This window comes from Streptomyces caeruleatus (assembly GCF_001514235.1).
Taxonomy (GTDB): domain Bacteria; phylum Actinomycetota; class Actinomycetes; order Streptomycetales; family Streptomycetaceae; genus Streptomyces; species Streptomyces caeruleatus.
On record NZ_KQ948933.1, the window covers coordinates 424,834 to 444,040 of the forward strand.

The 19,207-nt window shown below is 71.7% G+C and carries 17 protein-coding genes; 7 read left to right on the forward strand and 10 right to left on the reverse strand.

Going from position 1 to position 19,207, the window contains the following annotated elements:
• Positions 1-13: 13 nt before the first annotated feature.
• From AQJ67_RS29825 to AQJ67_RS29835, 3 genes are read left to right on the forward strand one after another with little or no spacing between them, the layout of a single operon-like run.
• The gene (locus AQJ67_RS29825) at positions 14-2,239 is read left to right on the forward strand and encodes an acetate--CoA ligase family protein (RefSeq protein WP_062722398.1); all 2,226 of its coding nucleotides are present in this window, start codon (positions 14-16) and stop codon (positions 2,237-2,239) included.
• A 25-nt stretch (positions 2,240-2,264) separates the two neighbouring features.
• Entirely contained in the window at positions 2,265-3,245 is a 981-nt protein-coding gene (locus AQJ67_RS29830) for an enoyl-CoA hydratase/isomerase family protein (protein WP_062722474.1), read from the forward strand.
• A 52-nt stretch (positions 3,246-3,297) separates the two neighbouring features.
• Positions 3,298-3,948, forward strand: coding sequence for a flavin reductase family protein (locus tag AQJ67_RS29835; RefSeq protein WP_244190631.1), 651 nt, complete (start codon positions 3,298-3,300; stop codon positions 3,946-3,948).
• A 48-nt stretch (positions 3,949-3,996) separates the two neighbouring features.
• Here the strand turns inward: AQJ67_RS29835 and AQJ67_RS29840 are convergent, their stop codons facing one another.
• Positions 3,997-5,310 (reverse strand): MFS transporter, encoded by a 1,314-nt coding sequence (locus AQJ67_RS29840; RefSeq protein ID WP_062722400.1) that lies wholly within the window; start codon positions 5,308-5,310, stop codon positions 3,997-3,999.
• Positions 5,311-5,381: 71 nt separating this feature from the next.
• On the opposite strand from AQJ67_RS29840, the gene AQJ67_RS29845 reads away from it, so the two are divergent.
• Complete coding sequence (locus AQJ67_RS29845; RefSeq protein ID WP_062722401.1) at positions 5,382-6,422, forward strand: GlxA family transcriptional regulator; 1,041 nt, start codon at positions 5,382-5,384, stop codon at positions 6,420-6,422.
• On the opposite strand, the gene AQJ67_RS29850 is transcribed toward AQJ67_RS29845, so the two are convergent.
• The 4 genes from AQJ67_RS29850 to AQJ67_RS29865 form a co-directional block, all read right to left on the reverse strand.
• Positions 6,330-7,583, reverse strand: coding sequence for an MFS transporter (locus AQJ67_RS29850; RefSeq protein WP_062722402.1), 1,254 nt, complete (start codon positions 7,581-7,583; stop codon positions 6,330-6,332). The two genes, AQJ67_RS29845 and AQJ67_RS29850, sit on opposite strands and share 93 nt — an antisense overlap.
• 218 nt (positions 7,584-7,801) lie before the next feature.
• Positions 7,802-8,851 carry a Zn-dependent alcohol dehydrogenase gene (locus AQJ67_RS29855; protein WP_062722403.1) on the reverse strand — a complete coding sequence of 350 codons (1,050 nt, stop codon included), beginning with the start codon at positions 8,849-8,851 and terminating at the stop codon, positions 7,802-7,804.
• Positions 8,851-9,996 carry an acyl-CoA dehydrogenase family protein gene (locus AQJ67_RS29860; protein ID WP_062722404.1) on the reverse strand — a complete coding sequence of 382 codons (1,146 nt, stop codon included), beginning with the start codon at positions 9,994-9,996 and terminating at the stop codon, positions 8,851-8,853. The genes AQJ67_RS29855 and AQJ67_RS29860 overlap by 1 nt, the downstream gene beginning before the upstream one ends.
• Before the next feature lie 111 nt (positions 9,997-10,107).
• Entirely contained in the window at positions 10,108-11,019 is a 912-nt protein-coding gene (locus AQJ67_RS29865; RefSeq protein WP_062722405.1) for an SDR family NAD(P)-dependent oxidoreductase, read from the reverse strand.
• A 96-nt stretch (positions 11,020-11,115) separates the two neighbouring features.
• Here AQJ67_RS29865 and AQJ67_RS29870 point away from each other — a divergent pair, with 96 nt between their 5' ends.
• Complete coding sequence (locus AQJ67_RS29870) at positions 11,116-12,042, forward strand: cyclase family protein (RefSeq protein WP_062722406.1); 927 nt, start codon at positions 11,116-11,118, stop codon at positions 12,040-12,042.
• A gap of 484 nt (positions 12,043-12,526) precedes the next feature.
• Here AQJ67_RS29870 and AQJ67_RS29875 read toward each other — a convergent pair whose 3' ends face one another.
• From AQJ67_RS29875 to AQJ67_RS29885, 3 genes are all read right to left on the reverse strand, one after another.
• Positions 12,527-13,003, reverse strand: coding sequence for an ATP-binding protein (locus tag AQJ67_RS29875; RefSeq protein WP_107123012.1), 477 nt, complete (start codon positions 13,001-13,003; stop codon positions 12,527-12,529).
• 493 nt (positions 13,004-13,496) lie between these two features.
• Positions 13,497-14,378, reverse strand: a complete 882-nt coding sequence (locus AQJ67_RS29880; RefSeq protein ID WP_062722408.1) for an acyl-CoA dehydrogenase family protein — start codon at positions 14,376-14,378, stop codon at positions 13,497-13,499.
• 3 nt (positions 14,379-14,381) lie between these two features.
• The gene (locus AQJ67_RS29885) at positions 14,382-15,515 is read right to left on the reverse strand and encodes an acyl-CoA dehydrogenase family protein (RefSeq protein WP_062722409.1); all 1,134 of its coding nucleotides are present in this window, start codon (positions 15,513-15,515) and stop codon (positions 14,382-14,384) included.
• 124 nt (positions 15,516-15,639) lie between these two features.
• Here AQJ67_RS29885 and AQJ67_RS29890 point away from each other — a divergent pair, with 124 nt between their 5' ends.
• Positions 15,640-17,181 carry a class I adenylate-forming enzyme family protein gene (locus AQJ67_RS29890; protein ID WP_062722410.1) on the forward strand — a complete coding sequence of 514 codons (1,542 nt, stop codon included), beginning with the start codon at positions 15,640-15,642 and terminating at the stop codon, positions 17,179-17,181.
• Between the two features lie 12 nt (positions 17,182-17,193).
• Here the strand turns inward: AQJ67_RS29890 and AQJ67_RS29895 are convergent, their stop codons facing one another.
• Both AQJ67_RS29895 and AQJ67_RS29900 read right to left on the reverse strand, forming a co-directional pair.
• Positions 17,194-17,706 carry an EF-hand domain-containing protein gene (locus AQJ67_RS29895; RefSeq protein WP_062722411.1) on the reverse strand — a complete coding sequence of 171 codons (513 nt, stop codon included), beginning with the start codon at positions 17,704-17,706 and terminating at the stop codon, positions 17,194-17,196.
• A 162-nt stretch (positions 17,707-17,868) separates the two neighbouring features.
• Positions 17,869-18,249 carry an STAS domain-containing protein gene (locus tag AQJ67_RS29900; RefSeq protein WP_062722412.1) on the reverse strand — a complete coding sequence of 127 codons (381 nt, stop codon included), beginning with the start codon at positions 18,247-18,249 and terminating at the stop codon, positions 17,869-17,871.
• Between the two features lie 368 nt (positions 18,250-18,617).
• Here AQJ67_RS29900 and AQJ67_RS29905 point away from each other — a divergent pair, with 368 nt between their 5' ends.
• A complete protein-coding gene (locus tag AQJ67_RS29905; RefSeq protein WP_062722413.1) occupies positions 18,618-19,205 on the forward strand; it encodes a sigma-70 family RNA polymerase sigma factor in 588 nt (195 codons plus the stop codon).
• Positions 19,206-19,207: the final 2 nt, after the last annotated feature.

Here is a 19,207-nt window from a genome sequence, read left to right on the forward strand (position 1 = left end):
AGCGGGCGGACCGATGCTTGGATCAACCCACGGCACCCTCACCACCGACTCCCGCCGGGCCCGGGTCATCGCCTGTGGCGAGCAACCCGGGCCCGCCGTCCATGGCCGGCCGGCCGATGTCGACGATCTCGATGTCAGCGGCCGTCCGCTGTACTGCGACGTACCCGATCTGGACCGCCTCTTTAGGCCGGAGTCGGTCGCCGTGATCGGCGCCTCCGACGCCGAGGGGCGACCGAACACCGGTGTCACCCGCCAGCTGATCGCCTGGTCGGAGCGGGTCGGCGCCCGGCTCCACCCGGTGCATCCGAGCCGCCCGTCCGTCTTCGGCATCCCCTGCACTCCTTCCGTCGCCGATCTGCCCGAGCAGGTCGATCTCGCCGTGCTGCTGGTCGCCGACCCCCTTCCGGTGATCGAGGAACTGGCCGAGACCAAGGTGAAGTTCGCCGTCGTCTTCGCCTCCGGTTTCGCGGAGACCGGTGAGGAGGGCGCGGCCGCGCAGGACCGGCTCGCCGCCGCCGTCGCACGGTCCGGGATGCGGCTGCTGGGGCCGAACACCAACCTCAACGCCTTCGAGCGGTTCCGGGAGGACCTGGACGGGCCCGCCATCGCGCTCATCACCCAGTCCGGGCACCAGGGCCGCCCCGTCTTCGCCCTCCAGGAGCTCGGCATCCGCCTCTCCCACTGGGCACCGACCGGCAACGAAGCCGACCTGGAGACCGCCGACTTCATCTCCTACTTCGCCGAACGGCCCGAGGTGGGTGCCATCGCCTGCTACGTGGAGGGCCTCAAGGACGGCCGCTCCTTCCTCCTCGCCGCCGACCGCGCCGCCCGTCGCAAGGTGCCCGTCGTCGCCGTCAAGGTGGGCCGCACCGAGACCGGCGCCCGCACGGCCGCCTCACACACCGGCAAGCTGACCGGCGCGGACACGGTGGTGGACGCGGCGATGCGGCAGTACGGCGTGATCCGGGTCGACGGCCTGGACGAACTCCAGGACACCGCGGCCCTGTTGGCCCGCGCACGGCCGCCCCGTGCCGACGGTGTCGTCGTCTATTCGATCTCGGGCGGCACGGGGGCGCACTTCGCGGACCTGGCGACGGAGGCGGGGCTGACGCTGCCCGTACTGTCCCAGGCCAAGCAGGCCGTGCTGCACCAGTGGATACCCGAGTACCTGAGCGTGGCCAACCCGGTCGACAACGGCGGGCACCCGGTCGGCGACCACCGCGGCCGGAAGATCATCGACGCCATCCTCGACGATCCCGAGGTCGGGGTGCTGATCTGCCCGGTCACCGGCCCCTTCCCGCCGCTCAGCGACCGGCTCGTCCAGGACCTGGTGGACGCCGCCGAGCGGACGGACAAGCTGGTCTGCGTGGTGTGGGGGTCGCCGGTCGGCACCGAGCCGGCGTACCGCGAGGTCCTGCTCGGCTCCTCGCGCGTGGCCACCTTCCGCACGGTGGCCAACTGCATCACCGCGGTCCGCGCCTACCTCGACCACCACCGCTTCGTCACCGGATACCGCTCTCCCTTCGACGAGGCCCCGCGCACCCCTTCGCCGTCCTTCCGCAAGGCGCAGGCACTGATACGCCCGGGCGAGCAGTTGAGCGAGCACGCGGCTAAGCAGCTGCTGCGGGCGTACGGAATCCGCGTGCCACGCGAGCAGTTGGTGACCAGCGCGGCGGCGGCCGTGCGGGCGGCGGGGCTGGTCGGATACCCCGTGGTGATGAAGGCGTCCGGCGCCCGGATCGCCCACAAGACCGAGCTCGGCCTGGTCAAGATCGGGCTGACGTCCGCCAGCCAGGTCCGCGACGCCTACCGCGAGCTGACGGACATCGCCCGCTACGAGGGCGTCTCGCTGGACGGCGTCCTGGTCTGCCAGATGGTCGAGCGGGGCGTCGAGATGGTCGTGGGCGCCGCGCACGACGACCTGTTCGGACCGACCGTGACGGTCGGGCTCGGCGGGGTGCTCGTGGAGGTCCTGCACGACACCGCCGTACGTGTGCCGCCCTTCGGTGAGGAGCAGGCCCGGGACATGTGCGCCGAACTGCGCGGGCGGGCCCTCCTCGGCGGGGTCAGGGGGCGGCCCCCCGCGGATCTGGACGCGCTCGTGGAAGTCGTCCTGCGTGTGCAGCGCATGGCGCTGGAGCTCGGGGACGACCTCGCGGAGCTCGACATCAATCCGCTGATGGTGCTGGAGCGGGGGCAGGGCGCGGTGGCGCTGGACGCGTTGGTGGTGTGCCGCTGAGATGCGTACCGACGATGAAGTGAACATGCCTGGTTCCCCCCGTGTGTCCGGAAATTCCGTCGATTCATTGGTACTGCACGCCACTGACAATCAGGTCCGCCGCATCACCCTCAACCGCCCCGAAGCCCTCAACGCCATCACCCCTGACCAGCGCGAACGCATCATCCAACTTCTCACCGACGCCTCCGCCGACCCGGCCGTCCGAGCCGTCGTCCTGACCGGCACGGGCCGCGGATTCTGTACGGGGGCAGATCTGCGGGGCGGCGGCGGGGCGCCGGCGTCCGGTGGGCGGAGGGCCGGTGAGCGGAGGGCCGGTGAGCGGAGGGCCGGTGAGCGGGCGGCCGGCGAGCGGGCGGCCGGTGAGCGGGCGGCCGGTGAGCGGGCGGCCGGCGCGCAAATGACCGGCGCGCAGATGGCCGGCGAACGCGGCGCCGGTGACCGGGTCCCCGGCGACGTGGCCCGCACGATCCGGCTAGGTGCCCAGCGCCTCATCACCGCCGTCCTGGACTGCGAGAAGCCGGTGATCGCGGCGGTGAACGGCACCGCGGCCGGCCTCGGCGCGCATCTCGCGTTCGCCTGCGACCTCGTACTGGCCGCCGAATCGGCCAGGTTCATCGAGGTGTTCGTACGCCGCGGCCTCGTCCCCGACGGCGGCGGCGTCTATCTCCTGCCCCGCCTGATCGGCCCCCAGCGGGCTAAGGAACTGATGTTCTTCGGCGATGCGCTCACCGCCGCGGACGCGGAGCGGCTCGGGCTGGTCAACCGCGTCGTCGCGGACGCGGAGCTGGACAAGACGGCCCGCGCCTGGGCCGAGCGCCTCGCCACCGGCCCGACCCGCGCTCTCGCCCTCACCAAGCAGCTCGTCAACGCCTCCCTCGACACCGACCGGGCCACCGCCTTCGCGGCGGAGGCGGCCGCGCAGGAGATCAACATGACGACGGAGGACGCACGGGAAGGCGTGGCGAGCTTCGTGGAGCGCAGGAGCGCCGAGTACAAGGGGCGATGAGCGCGCACACCCCTTCCTATCTGACGGGCCGTCAGCTTAAATGGTCCGTGTGATGGGACACGCAGGGATGGCGGCAGCCGCCGTCCGCTACCTCAGGTCGGCCGACGCACCGCCCGTGGAGGCGCTGCCGCGCCCGGCGTTGCGCTGTGTCGGCGAGGACGAGCGGGCGCCGGTCGGGCAGGCGGAGTTCCGGAGGGTGCTCGGGAACTTCGCGACGGGCGTGGCCGTTGTCACGGCACCAGGCACCACCGACGACCCTCAGGCCCCTGTCCCGACAGCGCCCCCAGCCGCAGCCCCAGCACCGGGCTCCGCCCCTGCCCCCGCCGGTTTCGCCTGCCAGTCCTTCTCCGCCCTCTCCCTCGACCCGCCCCTGGTCGCCTTCATGGTCGGGCGTACGTCGACGACGTGGCCGCGCATCGCCCGCGCGGGCGTGTTCTGCGTGAACGTCCTGAGCGCCGGCCAGGGCGAGTTGTGCCGTGCCTTCGCGGTGAGCGGCGCGGACAAGTTCACGGGGGTCACCTACGACGCGGCCCCCGTGTCCGGCTCGCCCCGCCTCGCGGGCGCGCTCGCGTGGATCGACTGCACGATCCACGCGGTGCACACGGGCGGCGACCACCTCATCGTCGTAGGACGGGTGGACGCCCTCGGGGCGAGCGGCGGGGACGAGGCGCCGCTGCTGTTCCACAAGGGGCGGTTCCTCTAGACGCTTTCCAGGCATCCGGGCGTCCCCGATCTCCGGGCTCCCGACCCCCTAGACCGCCACCGCCGCCACCGGAGCCGTCCGTCGCCGGATCACCAGCGCCATCAGCGCCGCCGCCGCGCACAGGGCGCCCGACGCGTACCAGACCACGTCGTACGTGCCGAAGACATCGCGCGCGATCCCGCCGAGGACGGCCACAAGGGCGGCTCCGACCTGGTGGGAGGCGAGGACCCAGCCGAAGACGATCGCGCTGTCCTCGCCGTACTGCTCCCGGCACAGGGCGACGGTGGGCGGGACGGTGGCGACCCAGTCGAGGCCGTAGAAGACGATGAAGAAGAGCATCGGCGGGTGGACGCTCGGCGCGAGCAGCATCGGCAGGAACAGGAGCGAGACGCCGCGCAGGGCGTAGTAGACCGCGAGCAGCCGACGGGCGTCGAAGCGGTCGGTGAGCCAGCCGGAGGCGATCGTGCCGATCACGTCGAACACGCCGATGACCGCGAGCAGCGAGGCGGCGGCCGGGACGGGCATGCCGTGGTCGTGGGCAGCGGGCACGAAGTGGGTCTGGACGAGGCCGTTGGTGGAGGCACCGCAGATCGCGAAGGTGCCGGCGAGCAGCCAGAAGGGTCCGGTGCGGGCGGCCTTGAGCAGCACCGTGACGGCGCGACGGGCGGCGCCCGGCACCGGGGGCGGCTTGGGCACGAACTCCTTCGCGCCATACGGCTTCAGGGCGACGTCGGCCGGGTGGTCGCGCAGCAGCAGCAGGACGAAGGGGACGACGGCGAGGGCCGCGAGGGAGACCGTGACGGCGGCCGGGCGCCAGTTGCCGTCGTCGACCATCAGGGCCATGAGGGGCAGGAAGATCAGCTGGCCGGAGGCCGAGGCGGCGGTGAGGATGCCGGTGACCAGGCCGCGCCGCTCGGTGAACCAGCGGTTGGTGACGGTCGCGGCGAAGGCCAGCGCCATCGATCCGGTGCCGAGGCCCACCAGCAGGCCCCAGCACAGCAGCAGCTGCCAGGCCGCCGTCATCCACACCGTCAGGCCCGAGCCGAGCGCGATCAGGACGAGCGCGCAGGCGACCACCCGCCGGATGCCGAAGCGGTCCATCAGCGCGGCGGCGAACGGGGCGGTGAGGCCGTAGAGGGCCAGGTTGATGGAGACGGCGGCCCCGATCGTGCCGCGCGACCAGCCGAACTCCTCGTGCAGCGGGTCGATGAGCAGCCCCGGCAGGGAGCGGAAGGCGGCGGCGCCGAGGATGGTCACGAAGGCGACGGCGGCGACGAACCAGGCGCGATGGACGCGGGGACGGCCCGGCGTCGGCGGGGACTGGTCGCCGGTGGCGGCGGAGGCTTGGGTTGTCTGCGTCACGACAACGAGCTTCGGGCCTGCGTCGCCGTGAAGCCATTGGCCCGAAGGACAGCATTCGTTAGGATCGGGCCATGAGCAGTGAGCCGGAGCATGAAGTGCGCGAACCGGAGTTCCGCCAGCACCGCGTCGTCGTCCTGGCCCTGGACGGCCTGCTCCCCTTCGAGCTGGGCATCCCGCACCGCATCTTCGGCCGCCCCAAGGACGCGCTGGGGCGGCTCCTGTACGAGGTCGTCACCTGCTCGATCCGGCCGCCCGGCCCGGTGCAGACGGACGCCGACTTCGCCATCCAGGTGGAACACGGGCCGCAGACCCTGGCCACCGCCGACACCGTGATCATCCCGGCGTCGTACGAGCTCGGCCCGGTCTTCGAGGAGGGCGTGCTGACCGACGAGCTGGCCGCCGCGCTCGCCCACATCCGCCCCGGCACCCGGCTCGCCTCCATCTGCACCGGCGTCTACGTCCTGGCCGCCGCCGGTCTGCTCGACAGCCGCCCGGCCACCACGCACTGGGCCGACGCCGAGCGCTTCCAGCGGCTGTTCCCGAAGGTCGAGGTCGACGCGGACGTCCTGTTCATCGACGACGGCGACGTGCTGACCTCGGCCGGCGTCGCCGCCGGGATCGACCTGTGCCTGCACATGGTCCGCCGCGACCACGGCACGGCCGTCGCCAACGAGGTGGCCCGCCGCACTGTCGTACCGCCCCACCGGGACGGCGGCCAGGCCCAGTACATCCACCGTCCGGTCCCCGACCCGCAGCAGGCGTCCACGACCACGGCCCGCGCCTGGGCCCTGGGCCGCCTCCACGAGCCGATCCAACTGCGGGACATGGCGGACCAGGAGGCCATGTCGGTGCGCACCTTCACCCGCCGCTTCCGCGAGGAGGTCGGCATCAGCCCCGGCCAGTGGCTCACCCAGCAGCGCGTCGAACGCGCCCGCCACCTCCTGGAGTCCACGGGCCTCTCCGTCGACCAGGTGGCCAGGGACGCCGGTTTCGGTACGGCCCAGTCGATGCGCCAGCACCTACAGGCTGCGCTCGGCGTCACACCCACCAGCTACCGGCGCACCTTCCGCGCCGCGAACAACGCCGACGTCCAGGTCGCCAGCGGCACTTGAGCGGTCCCGGCGGGCCTCTCCCCACCAGCCGAGCGCCGTCAGCAGCAGGGTTACCACCACCCCGGCCAGGATCGCCGTGGACGGCGCCACCACCTGGAGCAGACCGCCGGCGAGGGAACCCGTCGCCGCGTAGCCCGCGCCGGCGGCCGCGTACATCATGGCGTAGCCCGCGGCCAGGACGCCCGGCGGCAGGGCCTCGCGCAGCGACAGGTTGCGGGTGATCAGCGCGCCGGACTGCACGGTCCCCGCGAGGACGAGGGCCACCGCGATCCCGGCCGCGCCCGGTATCAGCGCGGCGAGCGTCACGAACACCGACATGACACACATCAGCACCACGCTGCGGGTGCGCAGCCGCCCCGGCCACGACCGCATGCCGTACAGGAACGCCCCGAGCCCCGCTCCCACCGCCATGCCCGCCAGCATCGGCCCGGACCAGCCGACGCCGATGCCGCGCTGTTCCAGGAGGGCGGGCAGGGTGAGTTCGGCGAGGCCGAGGAGGGTGAGGCTGGCCGCGCCCGTGACGTACACCGGCCAGGCGCGTATCAGCACGCGGGTCTTCGTCCGGCCCGCCTCCTCGTCCTGTTCCCCCTTGGCCCAGCCCGCGGGCAGCAGCCAGTGACCCGGGATCGACACCGCCATGAGGACGGCCGCGAGGAGCAGCGGCACCCGGGGCGCCACCCCGAGGGCGAGCCCGGCGACCGCGACGGGGGACACGGCCCACACGCCGGACATCAGCATCGACTCGACGGACAGCGCCTGCGCCACCGCCCGCTCCGAGACCAGTGAGGTCAGCAGCGCCCGCTGGCCACCGGCGACCGCGGCCGGGGCCGCACCGGCCAGGAACGCGAACGCTCCCAGCACGACCGGATGCGCCCCGGCCAGCGCCCCGAGCCCCACGAACCCCACCGTCCCGCCCGCGAGCCCGAGCGCCAGGTGCCGTCGGCCGCGAGCCGGGTCCAGCCGCATCCCGAGGACCGGGGCGCCGAGGATCTCACCGAGCACATAGGCCGCCGCGAGAGCCGCGCCCAGCGTGTAGCCGCCAGGCCGCTCCCGCACCAGGAACACCAGGGCCAACGGCGCCATGGCGACCGGCATGCGGGAGGCGACGGCGGTGCAGGCCCAGATCAGGACCTGCTTGGAGGCGACGTCTCGATAGGTCATGGGATGACGGTAGGCGCCGCCACCGACAACACGGCAGCCGATTTCCGGGCCTGTGGAAAACCTGGAAGTACGTCGCCCGGAGGCCTCGTGAGGCCAGGAAGCCCGCAGCATCAGAACATCCGCAGAAGCCCCCCAGACGCAGGCCCCCCCCCAGACGCAGGACGCCCTAAGAATCAGCAAGTCCTCAGAATCCGCAAGTCCTCAGAATCAGCAAGTCCTCAGAAAGTGAGCACTCCGCGAGCCACCTTCCCCGCCTCCGCGTCCGCCGCGGCCCGTTCGAACTCCTCCACCGGATACGTCCGCGTCACCAGTTCGTCCAGCAACAGCCGCCCGTCCCGGTACAGGTCGGCGTACAGCGCGATGTCCCGCTGCGGCCTCGACGACCCGTACCGGCAGCCCAGGATCGACTTGTCCAGGTACATGGAGGACACGACGAAGGACGCCTCGGCCCCGGCCGGCGGAACTCCCAGCAGCACCGCCTGTCCGTGCCGGTCCAGCAGATCGACGGCCTGCCGGATGAGCTCGACCCGCCCCACGCACTCGAAGGCATGGTCGACCCCCGTGGGCAGCAGCTCCCGTACGCCCTCCGTCGAGGTCAGGAAGTCGGTCGCCCCGAACTGCCGGGCCACCGCCTCCTTCGCCGGATTCGCGTCGACGGCGACGATGCGCAGGGCACCCGCGATCCGCGCACCCTGAAGGACGTTGAGCCCGATGCCACCGGTACCGATCACGACCACGCTGTCCCCGCGGTCCACCTTCGCCCGGTTGAGGACGGCCCCCACCCCCGTCAGCACCCCGCACCCGATCAACGCGGCGGACGGCAAAGGGATGTCCTTCGGGATACGCACCACCTGCACGGCCTTGACCACGGTCCGTTCCGCGAACGCGGAGTTGGACGCGAACTGGAACACCGCCTGTTCACCCCGCCGGAACGGCCGCCCCGGCCGCCCTATGGCGTGCCGGCACATGGTCGGCCGCCCCCGGTCGCAGTCGGCGCACACACCGCAGTTGGCCAGCGTGGACAGCGCCACATGATCCCCGGGTCCCACATGGGTGACCCCCACACCCACCGCTTCCACCACCCCCGCACCCTCATGGCCGAGCACCACAGGAACAGGGAAAGGTATGGTCCCGTCCACCACCGACAGATCGCTGTGGCACAGCCCGGCCGCCGAGATGGCGACCAGCACCTCGCCCGGTCCCGGGTCCCGCACCTCCAGATCGTCCACGACCTCGACCCGCTTGCCGTCGTACATCACCGCGCGCATCAGACGACCCCCTTGGGCTCCCTGGGCAGACCGAGCACCCGCTCGGCGATGATCGTGCGCTGAACCTGATCGGATCCGCCGTAGATGGTGTCGGCCCGCGAGAACAGGAACAGCTGCTGAGCCTCGTCGAGTTCGTACGGCGCCGCGGCCGACCACTCCCCCGGCCCGACCCCGCCGGCCGCACCTCGCACCAGCACCGCCAGCTCCCCGAGCCGCTGATGCCAGCCGCCCCACAGCAGCTTCGCCACACTCGGCGCCCCCGGGCCTCCCGAACCACCCAGCGTCCGCAGCGCGTTCCACCGCATCACCCGCAACTCGGCCCACTGCCGCACCAGCCGGTCCCGCAGCACCGGATCCTTCACCGCACCGGACCGCACCGCCGCGCCCACGACCCGCGCCAGCTCCCCCGCGAACCCGATCTGCTGGGCGAGCGTGGACACCCCCCGCTCGAACCCGAGCAGGCTCATGGCGACCTCCCACCCCGCGCCCTCACCCCCGACGACATGCTCCGCGTGCGCGCCGTCGAAGAAGACCTCGTTGAAGTCACTGGTCCCGGTCATCTGCCGGATGGGCCGCACCTCGACGCGTCCCGGCTGGTCCATCGGGACCAGCAGAAAGCTCAGGCCGTGATGCCGGCGCGACTCCGGCTCGGTGCGCGCCAGCACGAAGCACCAGTCCGCCTCATGGGCGAGGGAGGTCCAGATCTTCTGCCCGGTGACGCGGAACGTCCCGTCCGAGGCCCGCTCGGCCCTGGTCCGCACCCAGGCGAGGTCCGACCCCGCCCCGGGTTCGCTGTACCCCTGGCACCACAGCTCCTCCCCGAGCGCGATCGGCGGCAGAAAGCGCGCCTTCTGTTCCGCACTCCCGTGCGCGAGCAGCGTCGGCGCCAGCAACTTCTCCCCGATATGCCCGGACCGCCCCGGCGCCCCCGACCGCGCGTACTCCTCGGCCCACACCACTTGCTGGGTGAGCGTGGCAACCCGGTTCCCGAACCCACCCTCCCCCCACCCGAGCCCGATCCACCCGGCTTTCCCGAGGGCCCGTTCCCAGGTACGACGGTCCTGCGCGCCTTCGACATGCTCTGAAAGCCACGCCCGAACCTCCAGACGGAACACCTCATCCTCGGCGCCGAACGCAAAGTCCACTGCCCTCTCCTCTCAACGCCGGACAACTGCACCCCCCTCAGGGGCGCGGGGAACTGCGCGATCAGCCCCCACCGACCCGCACCCGCCCCACAACCGCCGCCCCCCGAGCTCTTAGGCGTTCGGCCGAGAACCCTCCCGCGCAGCCCTCTCCATCCCCTCCACCCGCTCCAACATCGGCATCGGATCCACCCCCACAGACCCCGGCAGCACCTCAGCGATCCGCTCCGGCGTCCAAGAACCGTCGGCATAAGCCGAGCGCAGCTCCCGCGGCTGCGCCCACACCGCGATCTTCGGCCCGGCCACGGTGTACACCTGCCCCGTCACCCCGTACTCCCGGGCCGAGTCCGACAGCAGATACACCACCAGTGCCGCCACGTCCTCCGGCTCCCCGATCTCGGCGAGCTCCATGGGCACGTTGGCCGACATCCGCGTACGAGCGACCGGCGCCACCGCGTTCGCGGTCACCCCGTACTTGTGCAGCCCCAGCGCGGCGCTCCGCACGAGCGAGATGATCCCGCCCTTCGCCGCGCTGTAGTTGGCCTGCGAGACCGACCCCTGGTGATTCCCGCTGGTGAACCCGATCAGGGTCCCCGCCCGCTGCCGCCGCATCACCGCCGACGCGGCCCGGAACACGGTGAACGTCCCCTTCAGATGAGTGGCGACCACCGGGTCCCACTCCTCCTCGGTCATGTTGAACAGCATCCGCTCGCGCAGGATCCCGGCGACGCACACGACCCCGTCGAGCCGCCCGTACGACGACAGCGCGACGTCCACGACCCGCTGCCCGCCGGCCATCGTGGACACGTCGTCGGCGACGGCGACCGCTTCGCCGCCCGCCGCCTCGATCTCCTTGACGACGGCCTCGGCGACTTCGCTGGTGGGCGAGGCGCCGTCCACCGACACCCCGTAGTCGTTGACGACGACCCGCGCCCCCTCGGCGGCGGCCGCGAGCGCGACGGCCCGTCCGATCCCCCGCCCCGCGCCCGTCACGGCGACGACCTTGCCTGCCAAGAAGTTCCCCATGCCCCGGCCCCTTCCCGCAGTTTCTGACGGTTCGTTAGATTCGAATTGATTCTACGACCCGTCAGATACGCGGAGACAAGCCCCGGGGAGGGACTCATGTCACTGCCGGACGTGTTCCACGAGATCGCCAAGCGCGTGAACAACTGGGGCCGTTGGGGCGCCGACGACGAGATCGGCACCCTGAACCTGATCACCGACGAGGTGGTCCGCGAGGCCGCCGCCTGCGTCCGCAGCGGCCGCCGCGTCCCGCTCGCGCTACCCCTCCAGCAGGACGGCGTGCAGACCGGGATGATCCCCGGGCGCGTGAACCCGCTGCACACCATGGTGCAGATCAACCAGGAGCTGTTCGGCCCCGGAACCGTCGCGTGCAGCGACGACGCCGTGACCATGGGCCTGCAGGCCGCCACCCACTGGGACGCCCTCACCCATGTCTCGCACTCGGGCCGGATCTACAACGGCCGCCCCGCCGGCACCATCACCCCGCACGGCGGCGCCGAGTTCAGCGGCATCGACAAGGCACGGCACATCGTCTCGCGCGGGGTGCTGCTGGACGTGGCACGCGCGCGTGGCGTCCCGCGGCTCGACGGCGGGCACGCGGTCACCCCGGAGGACCTGGAGGCGGCCGAGGAACTGGCGGGCACGCGCGTGCGTGCCGGCGACATCGTGCTCGTACGGACGGGGCAGGTCCAGGTGTATCTCGCGGGCGACAAGCACGCGTACGGCTATCCCTCACCCGGCCTGTCGATCCGCACGCCGGAGTGGTTCCACGCGCGCGATGTGGCGGCCGTGGCCAATGACACGCTCACGTTTGAGATATTTCCGCCGGAGACAGAGGATTTGTGGCTGCCGGTGCACGCGCTCGACCTGGTGGAAATGGGGATGCTCCAGGGCCAGAACTGGAATCTCGAAGAGTTGTCCACAGCCTGTGGACAAGAGGGCCGATACGCGTTCTTGCTGTCCGCGATGCCCGAGCCGTTCGTCGGCGGCACAGGGACTCCCGTCGCACCCGTGGCCCTGCTCTGAACTCCTCCGCGAGGTCGGCTGGCGGCGCGGCTTCCCCACTCCCGGCTACGGCCCGAGCTGGGGGGTGCCCCCATCCGCCCCGAGCACGGCACCGCGCGCCGCCATCCGACTCCGGCGTACCCGCCCCGGCCCTCCTGGCCCTCGGAGAACCGACGCCGAATCACGACCCACACTCGGCAAGGACTTCCGTCACCGAAGCCCTCGTCGTCCCCTCGCGGCGAATCGCTGACCACAAGCGTGATCAACCGGACACGCGGCGTCAACACCACGCCGGGGATTTGTCACTTACGCCCTATTTACAGAAGGACGCGCACGGAAGCATGCCCGGGCGCACCGACGCTCCTCAGAAGTGGGCGTGCAGCGCCCCCTGCAACCGTGCACCGGATCCGGCGGAATGGTCACGCCGCGCGCCTGTCACACCGCTTCACACGTGCCAGCGCATCCGTGCGCCCGTCACACCGCCGTACAGACGCCCGCGCGGACGTCACACCGCCTCGTACGCGAGCCCTTCGTACGCCGACACTCCGCTCCCATAGGCGGGAGCGGGCGTCGCCGACTCGGCGCCGCGGTCCAGTTCGCACCAGATCCGCTTGCCGGCACCCTCGGCGCTCCAGCCCCACCGGTCCGCGAGACCGTCGACGAGGGCGAGTCCACGGCCGCCGGTCGCGTCACCGTCGGCGCAACGGGGCACCGGTGCCTGGCCGCTGCGGTCGGCCACCTCAAGTCGTACGGTGGTGTGGTCCTGGGCCCCGCCCGGCAGGGACAGCCGCAGCACGGCCGGACAGCCGGTGTGCACCACGGCGTTGGTGACCAGTTCGGAGACGAGCAGGATCAGCGTCTCGGCGAGCGGCTCGTCGGCCTCTATCCCGGACCCGGCGAGCCGCGAGCGTGCCCACCGCCGGGCTCGCCCCACCTCAGCGGGGTCGGGCCGGATCTCCAGCTGCACTTGAAGCACCTGCACCGCTCACACCATCCGAACCGGCGGACACATAGCCCCGCGCCTCACGAGGGCCACGATCCTAGCCATTCTTTTCATGGCCAGAACAATGGCCAAAGCCAGGGTCACGGAACGTGAATCCCTTAGCTGACAGCATGGTTGACGTACAGTCACCCCAACAAGCGCTTCGGGCATATTCCAGCGCGAAGGAGTACCCCTGCGGCATACTGTGCGACGCTTGTCGTGGGGAGTCGAACAGGCGGGGACAGAACGCCTTCCCGCCCTGCGAACAGCGGCGCGCACCGCCGGATCCGGAGCCGCCTCAAGGGCACCTCCGGGATGGCTCGTGCTCGGAACCACTCGCATCTCACACAAGGTACCGGAGCGGACGCCCGACTCCAGGCCGTGACGAGTCACGCGTAGGACACAACCCGATATCAACGCTCCGTAATTCCGGTATGCCACAATCCGCGACACCCGCGCCCGGACTGTCGGGGACACCGCAGACCAGAGGCTTTCAGACCGGATCGGCGAGAAGTTCGGCGGCGAGATTCTCCTCACTCTCCGTAGCGGGCCCCGCACGATGGGTTCGCACCCATGCGCGCTTCAGATGCAGGTGGACCTCGAACTCCCAGGTGAACCCCATGCCGCCGTGCACCTGGAGGCAGTCGCGGGCGCCGCGCACGGCGGCCTCGTCGGCGAGCAGGCGTGCGGTGCCGATGTCGGCCGGGTCGGCCGTGACGGCCGCCGCGTAGACGGCGGCACGGGCTGTCTCCGTTCGCACCAGCATCTCCGCGCACAGATGCTGCACGGCCTGGAAGGCCCCGATCGGCCGCCCGAACTGCTCACGCGTCCGGGCGTGTTGCACGGCCAGCTCGCACGCGCGTGTGGCACTGCCCAACTGTTCGGCCGCGGTGAGCAGTACGGCGACGGGGGGCACGCCCATGCCGGTGGGGACCCGGTGCAGCGGCGTCAGCGGGTCGACCGACCGCAGCGGTACGGCACCCACCGCGCCTCCGTCCCCCCGTACGACGTCGGCCCCCGCGAGCCACTCCACAAGGCCGTTGCCGACGGCCGTCACAACCGTCTCCCCGGTGGCCGCGCCGGGTACCTCGCCCGCCGCGAGGTGCGTGGCCACCAGCGGCCCCGGCAGCAGTGCCCGCCCCGCCTCCTCGAAGGCCAACACCGCCTCGGGCAGCCCGAGTCCGACGCCGCCCGCCGCCTCCGGCAGCCGTAGCGCGAAGAACCCGGCCGCACCGAGCTCCCGCCACAGCGTCCGGTCCAGGCGGCCGGGCTCCTCGACGGCGGCCCTGAGCGCCTCCGGGCCGAAGCGCCGGGCCAGCATCTCCCGTACGCCGCCGCGCAACGCCACCTGGTCGTCGGTCAGTTGGAAACGCATCCGTCACCGCCCCTTCGGCAGCCCGAGGATCCGCTCGGCCACGATGTTCCGCTGGATCTGCGAGGTGCCGGCGGCGATGGTGTACGACAGCGAGGACAGCCGGTCGAGCACCCACGGCCGGTCGAGGTCGAGGGACTCGGGCCCCAGGACGTCGGCGGCGGCGTCGTAGAGCTCCTGACGGGCGTGCGAATACCTCAGTTTGAAAACCGAACCCCCGACGCCGGGCACCCCTCCGCCCAGTTCCGCCTCGCTCACGTTCCACTGCGTCAGTCGCCACAGCGCCCGGAACTCGGCGTTCAGCCGTCCGAGCCGGCGCCGGAGCACGGGGTCGTCCCAGCGTCCGTTCTTGCGAGCCTCGACGGCTAGTTCGCGCAGTGCGCGCCGGCACGCGACGACCTCGCCCACGAAGGCCGTGCCGCGCTCGAAGGACAGGGTCACCATGGTCACGCGCCAGCCGTCGTTCTCGTCCCCGACCCGGTTGGCGACCGGCACCCGCACCTCGTCGAGGAACACCTCGGCGAACTCGGCCGACCCGGCGAGGGTCCGCAGCGGCCGTACGGTGATGCCCGGCGCGTCCATGGGCATGGCCAGCCAGCTGATCCCGCGGTGTCTGGGCGCGTCCGGGTCGGTGCGGACCAACAGTTCGCACCAGTCGGCCACTTCGGCATGGGAGGTCCAGATCTTGGACCCGGTCACCACATAGTCGTCGCCGTCCCTACGCGCGCGCGTGCGCAGCGCCGCGAGGTCGGATCCGGCGTCCGGTTCGCTGAAGCCCTGGCACCAGACCTCGTCCCCGCGCAGGATCGGCGGCAGCCAGCGCTCCCGCTGTTCGGGTGTGCCCTCGGCCGCGATGGTCGGCCCCGCGTGCAGCAGCCCGACGAAGTTGGCCCCCACATAGGGGGCGCCCGCCTTCTCGGTCTCCTCCAGGAAGATCAGGCGCATGGTCGGGGTGGAGCCCCAGTGGACCTCGCCGTACCCCGCGTCGTACAGGCTGCTCTGCCAGCCGAGGTCGTAGGCGCGGCGTCCCGGCCAGTCGTCGGGGGACGGCTTCGGCGGGAGCGCCGGAAGAGCCCGGCCCAGCCACTGCCGCAACCGCGCCCGGAACTCCTCCTCCTCGGGCGTGTCCGTGAGGTTCATCCACCACCTGCCTGACGATCCGTCAGATTCATCCGCAGGCTAGTCCCGCGCCCCTGGACCGACAAGGCACCGAGCCTTACGCTCTCCGCACGATCTGACATACCGTCAGCAGTAGGGGGTCGTCGTGAACGCCACCGCACACGCCCTGAGTTCCTCGCGCACCCTCTGGGACCTGGTCGCCGGCCGCGCCGACCGCACCCCCGACCGTCCCGCTCTCCTCCAGGACGACCGCACCCCCGACCGTCCCGCTCTCCTCCAGGACGACCGCACCCTGTCCTTCGGTGACCTGCGCGCGCGTGCCGAGCGCGTGGCGGCCGGCCTGTACGACATGGGCGTACGCCCCGGCACGGTCGTCGCCTGGCAGCTGCCCACCCGCTTCGAGACGGCCCTGCTGTCCTTCGCGCTGGCCCGCCTCGGCGCCGTGCAGTCGCCGGTCATCCCGTTCTACCGGGACCGCGAAGTCGGCTTCGCGCTGCGGGAGTCGAAGGCGGAGTTCTTCGCGGTGCCGGGCGTGTGGCGGGGCTTCGACCACACCGCGATGGCGCGGCGGCTGGGCGCGAAGGGGATCTTCGAGGCGTACGCCACCCTGCCCGACGGCGATCCCTCGGTCCTGCCGCCGCCGCCCGCCGAGGGCACCTCGGTGCGCTGGATCTACTGGACCTCGGGGACGACCTCCGACCCCAAGGGCGTACTGCACACGGACCGCTCGCTGATCGCGGGCGGCTCCTGCCTGGCGCACGCGCTGCGTCCGACGGCCGACGACATCGGGTCGATCGCCTTCCCGTACGCCCACATAGGCGGCCCGGACTACATGGTGATGGTCCTGTTGTACGGCTTCCCCGCGGTGATGTTCGAGCAGTTCGCGCTGCCCGAGGCGCTGGAGGGCTATCGCCGGCACGGCGTGACGATCGCCGGCGGGTCGACGGCGTTCTACTCGATGTTCCTGAACGAGCAGCGCGGGCAACCGGACGGCACGAAGGCGGTTCCCTCGCTGCGGCTGCTGGCGGGCGGCGGGGCGCCGAAACCGCCGGAGCTGTACCACTGCGTGGTGCGCGAGATGGGGGTGCAGCTCACCCATGGGTACGGCATGACCGAGGTGCCGATGATCACGATGGGGGCGCCGGACGACACGGCGGAGAACCTGGCGACCACGGAGGGACGGCCGCCGCGGGAGATGGAGATACGGATCGTCGAGGGGGAGGTGCGGCTGCGCGGGGAGGCGGTGTGCCAGGGCTATCTGGACCCGGCGCAGACGGCGGCGGCCTTCGACGAGGAGGGGTTTCTGCGGACCGGTGACCTCGGGTACCTCACCGACAGCGGGCATCTGGTGCTGACCGGGCGCCTCAAGGACGTGATCATCCGCAAGGGCGAGAACATCTCGGCGAAGGAGATCGAGGACCTGCTGCACCGGCATCCCGCGGTGGGGGACGTCGCCGTGATCGGCCTGCCGGACCCGGTGCGCGGGGAACGGGTCTGCGCGGTCGTGGAACAACCGGCGGGCGCCGGGCCGCTGACGCTTCAGGCACTGACGTCGTATCTGCGCGGGGAAGGGCTGTCCACGCACAAGCTGCCGGAGCAGTTGGAGGTGGTGGACGCCCTTCCGCGCAACGACACCCTGCGGAAAGTGCTCAAGTACAAGCTCAGGGAGCGCTTCTCGGGGGCGTAGAGATCGTGGGGATCACTCGGGGACGGTGAAGTAGCGGGCGAACGCGGTGATGATCTCGCCCTCCGCCACCTTGCCGTCGCCGTCGGTGTCGAGCGAGGCGGCGGCCGCCTGGGCGACCTCCGGCTGGACGCCGAGACAGCCGAGCACGCGCATAGTGTCGGCCACCGTGGCGGCTCCGTCACCGTCGGAGTCGGCCAGGTCGAGGGCGGCGTGCAGGAAGGGGCGGGCGATCTCGGCGAACCGGTCCGGGTTGTCCCGCAGCCGCTTGACCGCGCCGTTCACGAACTCCTCGCGGGTGATGCGCTGGTCACCGTCCCGGTCCGCGATTCCGGCCATGCCCTGCCAGAACGCCTCCGCGCCGCCGTACAGCGCCTGGCCCTTGTCGGACCGGGCGGCGATGCCGAACTCCGCGAGCAGCGCCTTGGCCGCCGCGCTGAAGTCCTCCCGGTCGATATAGCCGTTGCCGTCCTGGTCGAAGGTGGCGAACCGGGCGGCGCTCCTGCGCTCGTACTCGCTGCTGACCATGTCTTATCGGGCCGCCTTACGTCACGTGGAATGCGAGGCTCTCGGCCTCCCTCGGAGCGTACGACGCCGGGAGGCGTCCGGGCGCGGGAAAGCGGCGGTTGTGCCAGGACCGGGGGAATTCCGGGACACGTGTGTGGCACTACCGACGGTGATCGCGCCTGTTCAGGCCGACAGCGGCCGGGCGTCGTCCGCGACCGCCGCCGTGACGTCGGGGTAGACCTCGAAGAGCCGGCGTACTCCCAGCGCCCCGAGGACGCGGTTGACGTGCGACCCGTCCGCCGCGCCCTGCGCCGGGAGTATCAGCCGCAGGCTGCCCTGGCAGGAGCGGATGAGACGGCGGGCGGCGATGAGGACGCCGACGCCGCTGGAGTCGCAGAACAGGACCTCGGACAGGTCGAGGACGAGGCTGTGGCGCCCCTCGGCCACCACGTCATGGATGTGCTGACGCATCACCGGCGAGGTCACCAGATCCAGCTCGCCCGACACCTGGAGCACAGCCCAGTCGCCTCGTTCGCCACCGGTCACTTTCAACGTCACCACCACGCCCCTCGCTCGCCGAACCGGAAGCGACACCTACGCTTCCTTGCAGCGCGGCTGCCCAGCGGCTGTTCCCTGAAACACCCGCCAGAAAACGGTCACCGATCAGAAAAGGCTTGTTTCAATCGCATTCGATCCTGTTCGATCGAGTCTGATCAGAGGGTGGCCGGGTAACCGCCCGGTGCGGCTCCAACCGAGGCCCGTCGCCGATCCGAGCGCGAGGCCCTCTATCACGTGAGCGAGGTGTGTCACCAGCCATGGCTCTACAAGGGGCGCACATTGCGACAAAGGGGCGTGCGCTGTCAGACGTGCCGACTACATTCGGGGAGACGGAGGACGCACGCTGGACAGGACGGACCGGTGAGGGGGGCCGTATGGCGAAGAAGGACGCACCGCCCCGCTGGGACCGCAAGATGCAGCAGCGGCTCGCCCGCGGCGAGGCGGCCGCCCTGGGCGAGCTCTACGACCGCTTCGCCTCGCTCGTCCACGGCCTCGCCCACACCGTGCTGGGCGACGAGCGCGCCGCCGACCACGTCACCCGCGATGTCTTCGCGCACGTCTGGGAGCACCCGGACGGCTACGACCCCAAGCAGGGCCCGCTGCGCTCCTGGGTCGCCACACTGACCCACCGTCTCGCCGTGCAGCGGCTGCGCGCCACCGAGACCGCCGCCCTCGCCCGGGACGGCGGCCAGGGCTCCTCCGAGGAACTGGAGCGCAAGGTACGGCACGCCTCGGTCGCCGCCCGCGCCGACTACATCGTGCAGTCCATGCCCGTCCCCCTGCGCGCCGCCCTGGAGCTCGCCTACTTCCAGCGCCGCGACTACCGCCAGACCGCCGCCGACCTCGGCGTCACCGAGGACGAGGCCCGCCGCCGCCTCCGCCTGGGCCTGCAACTCCTCTCCACCGCCCATGACGCCGGAGCCGCCCCGGGGGCGCCGCCGGGATACGGGGGCGCGGCGTGAAC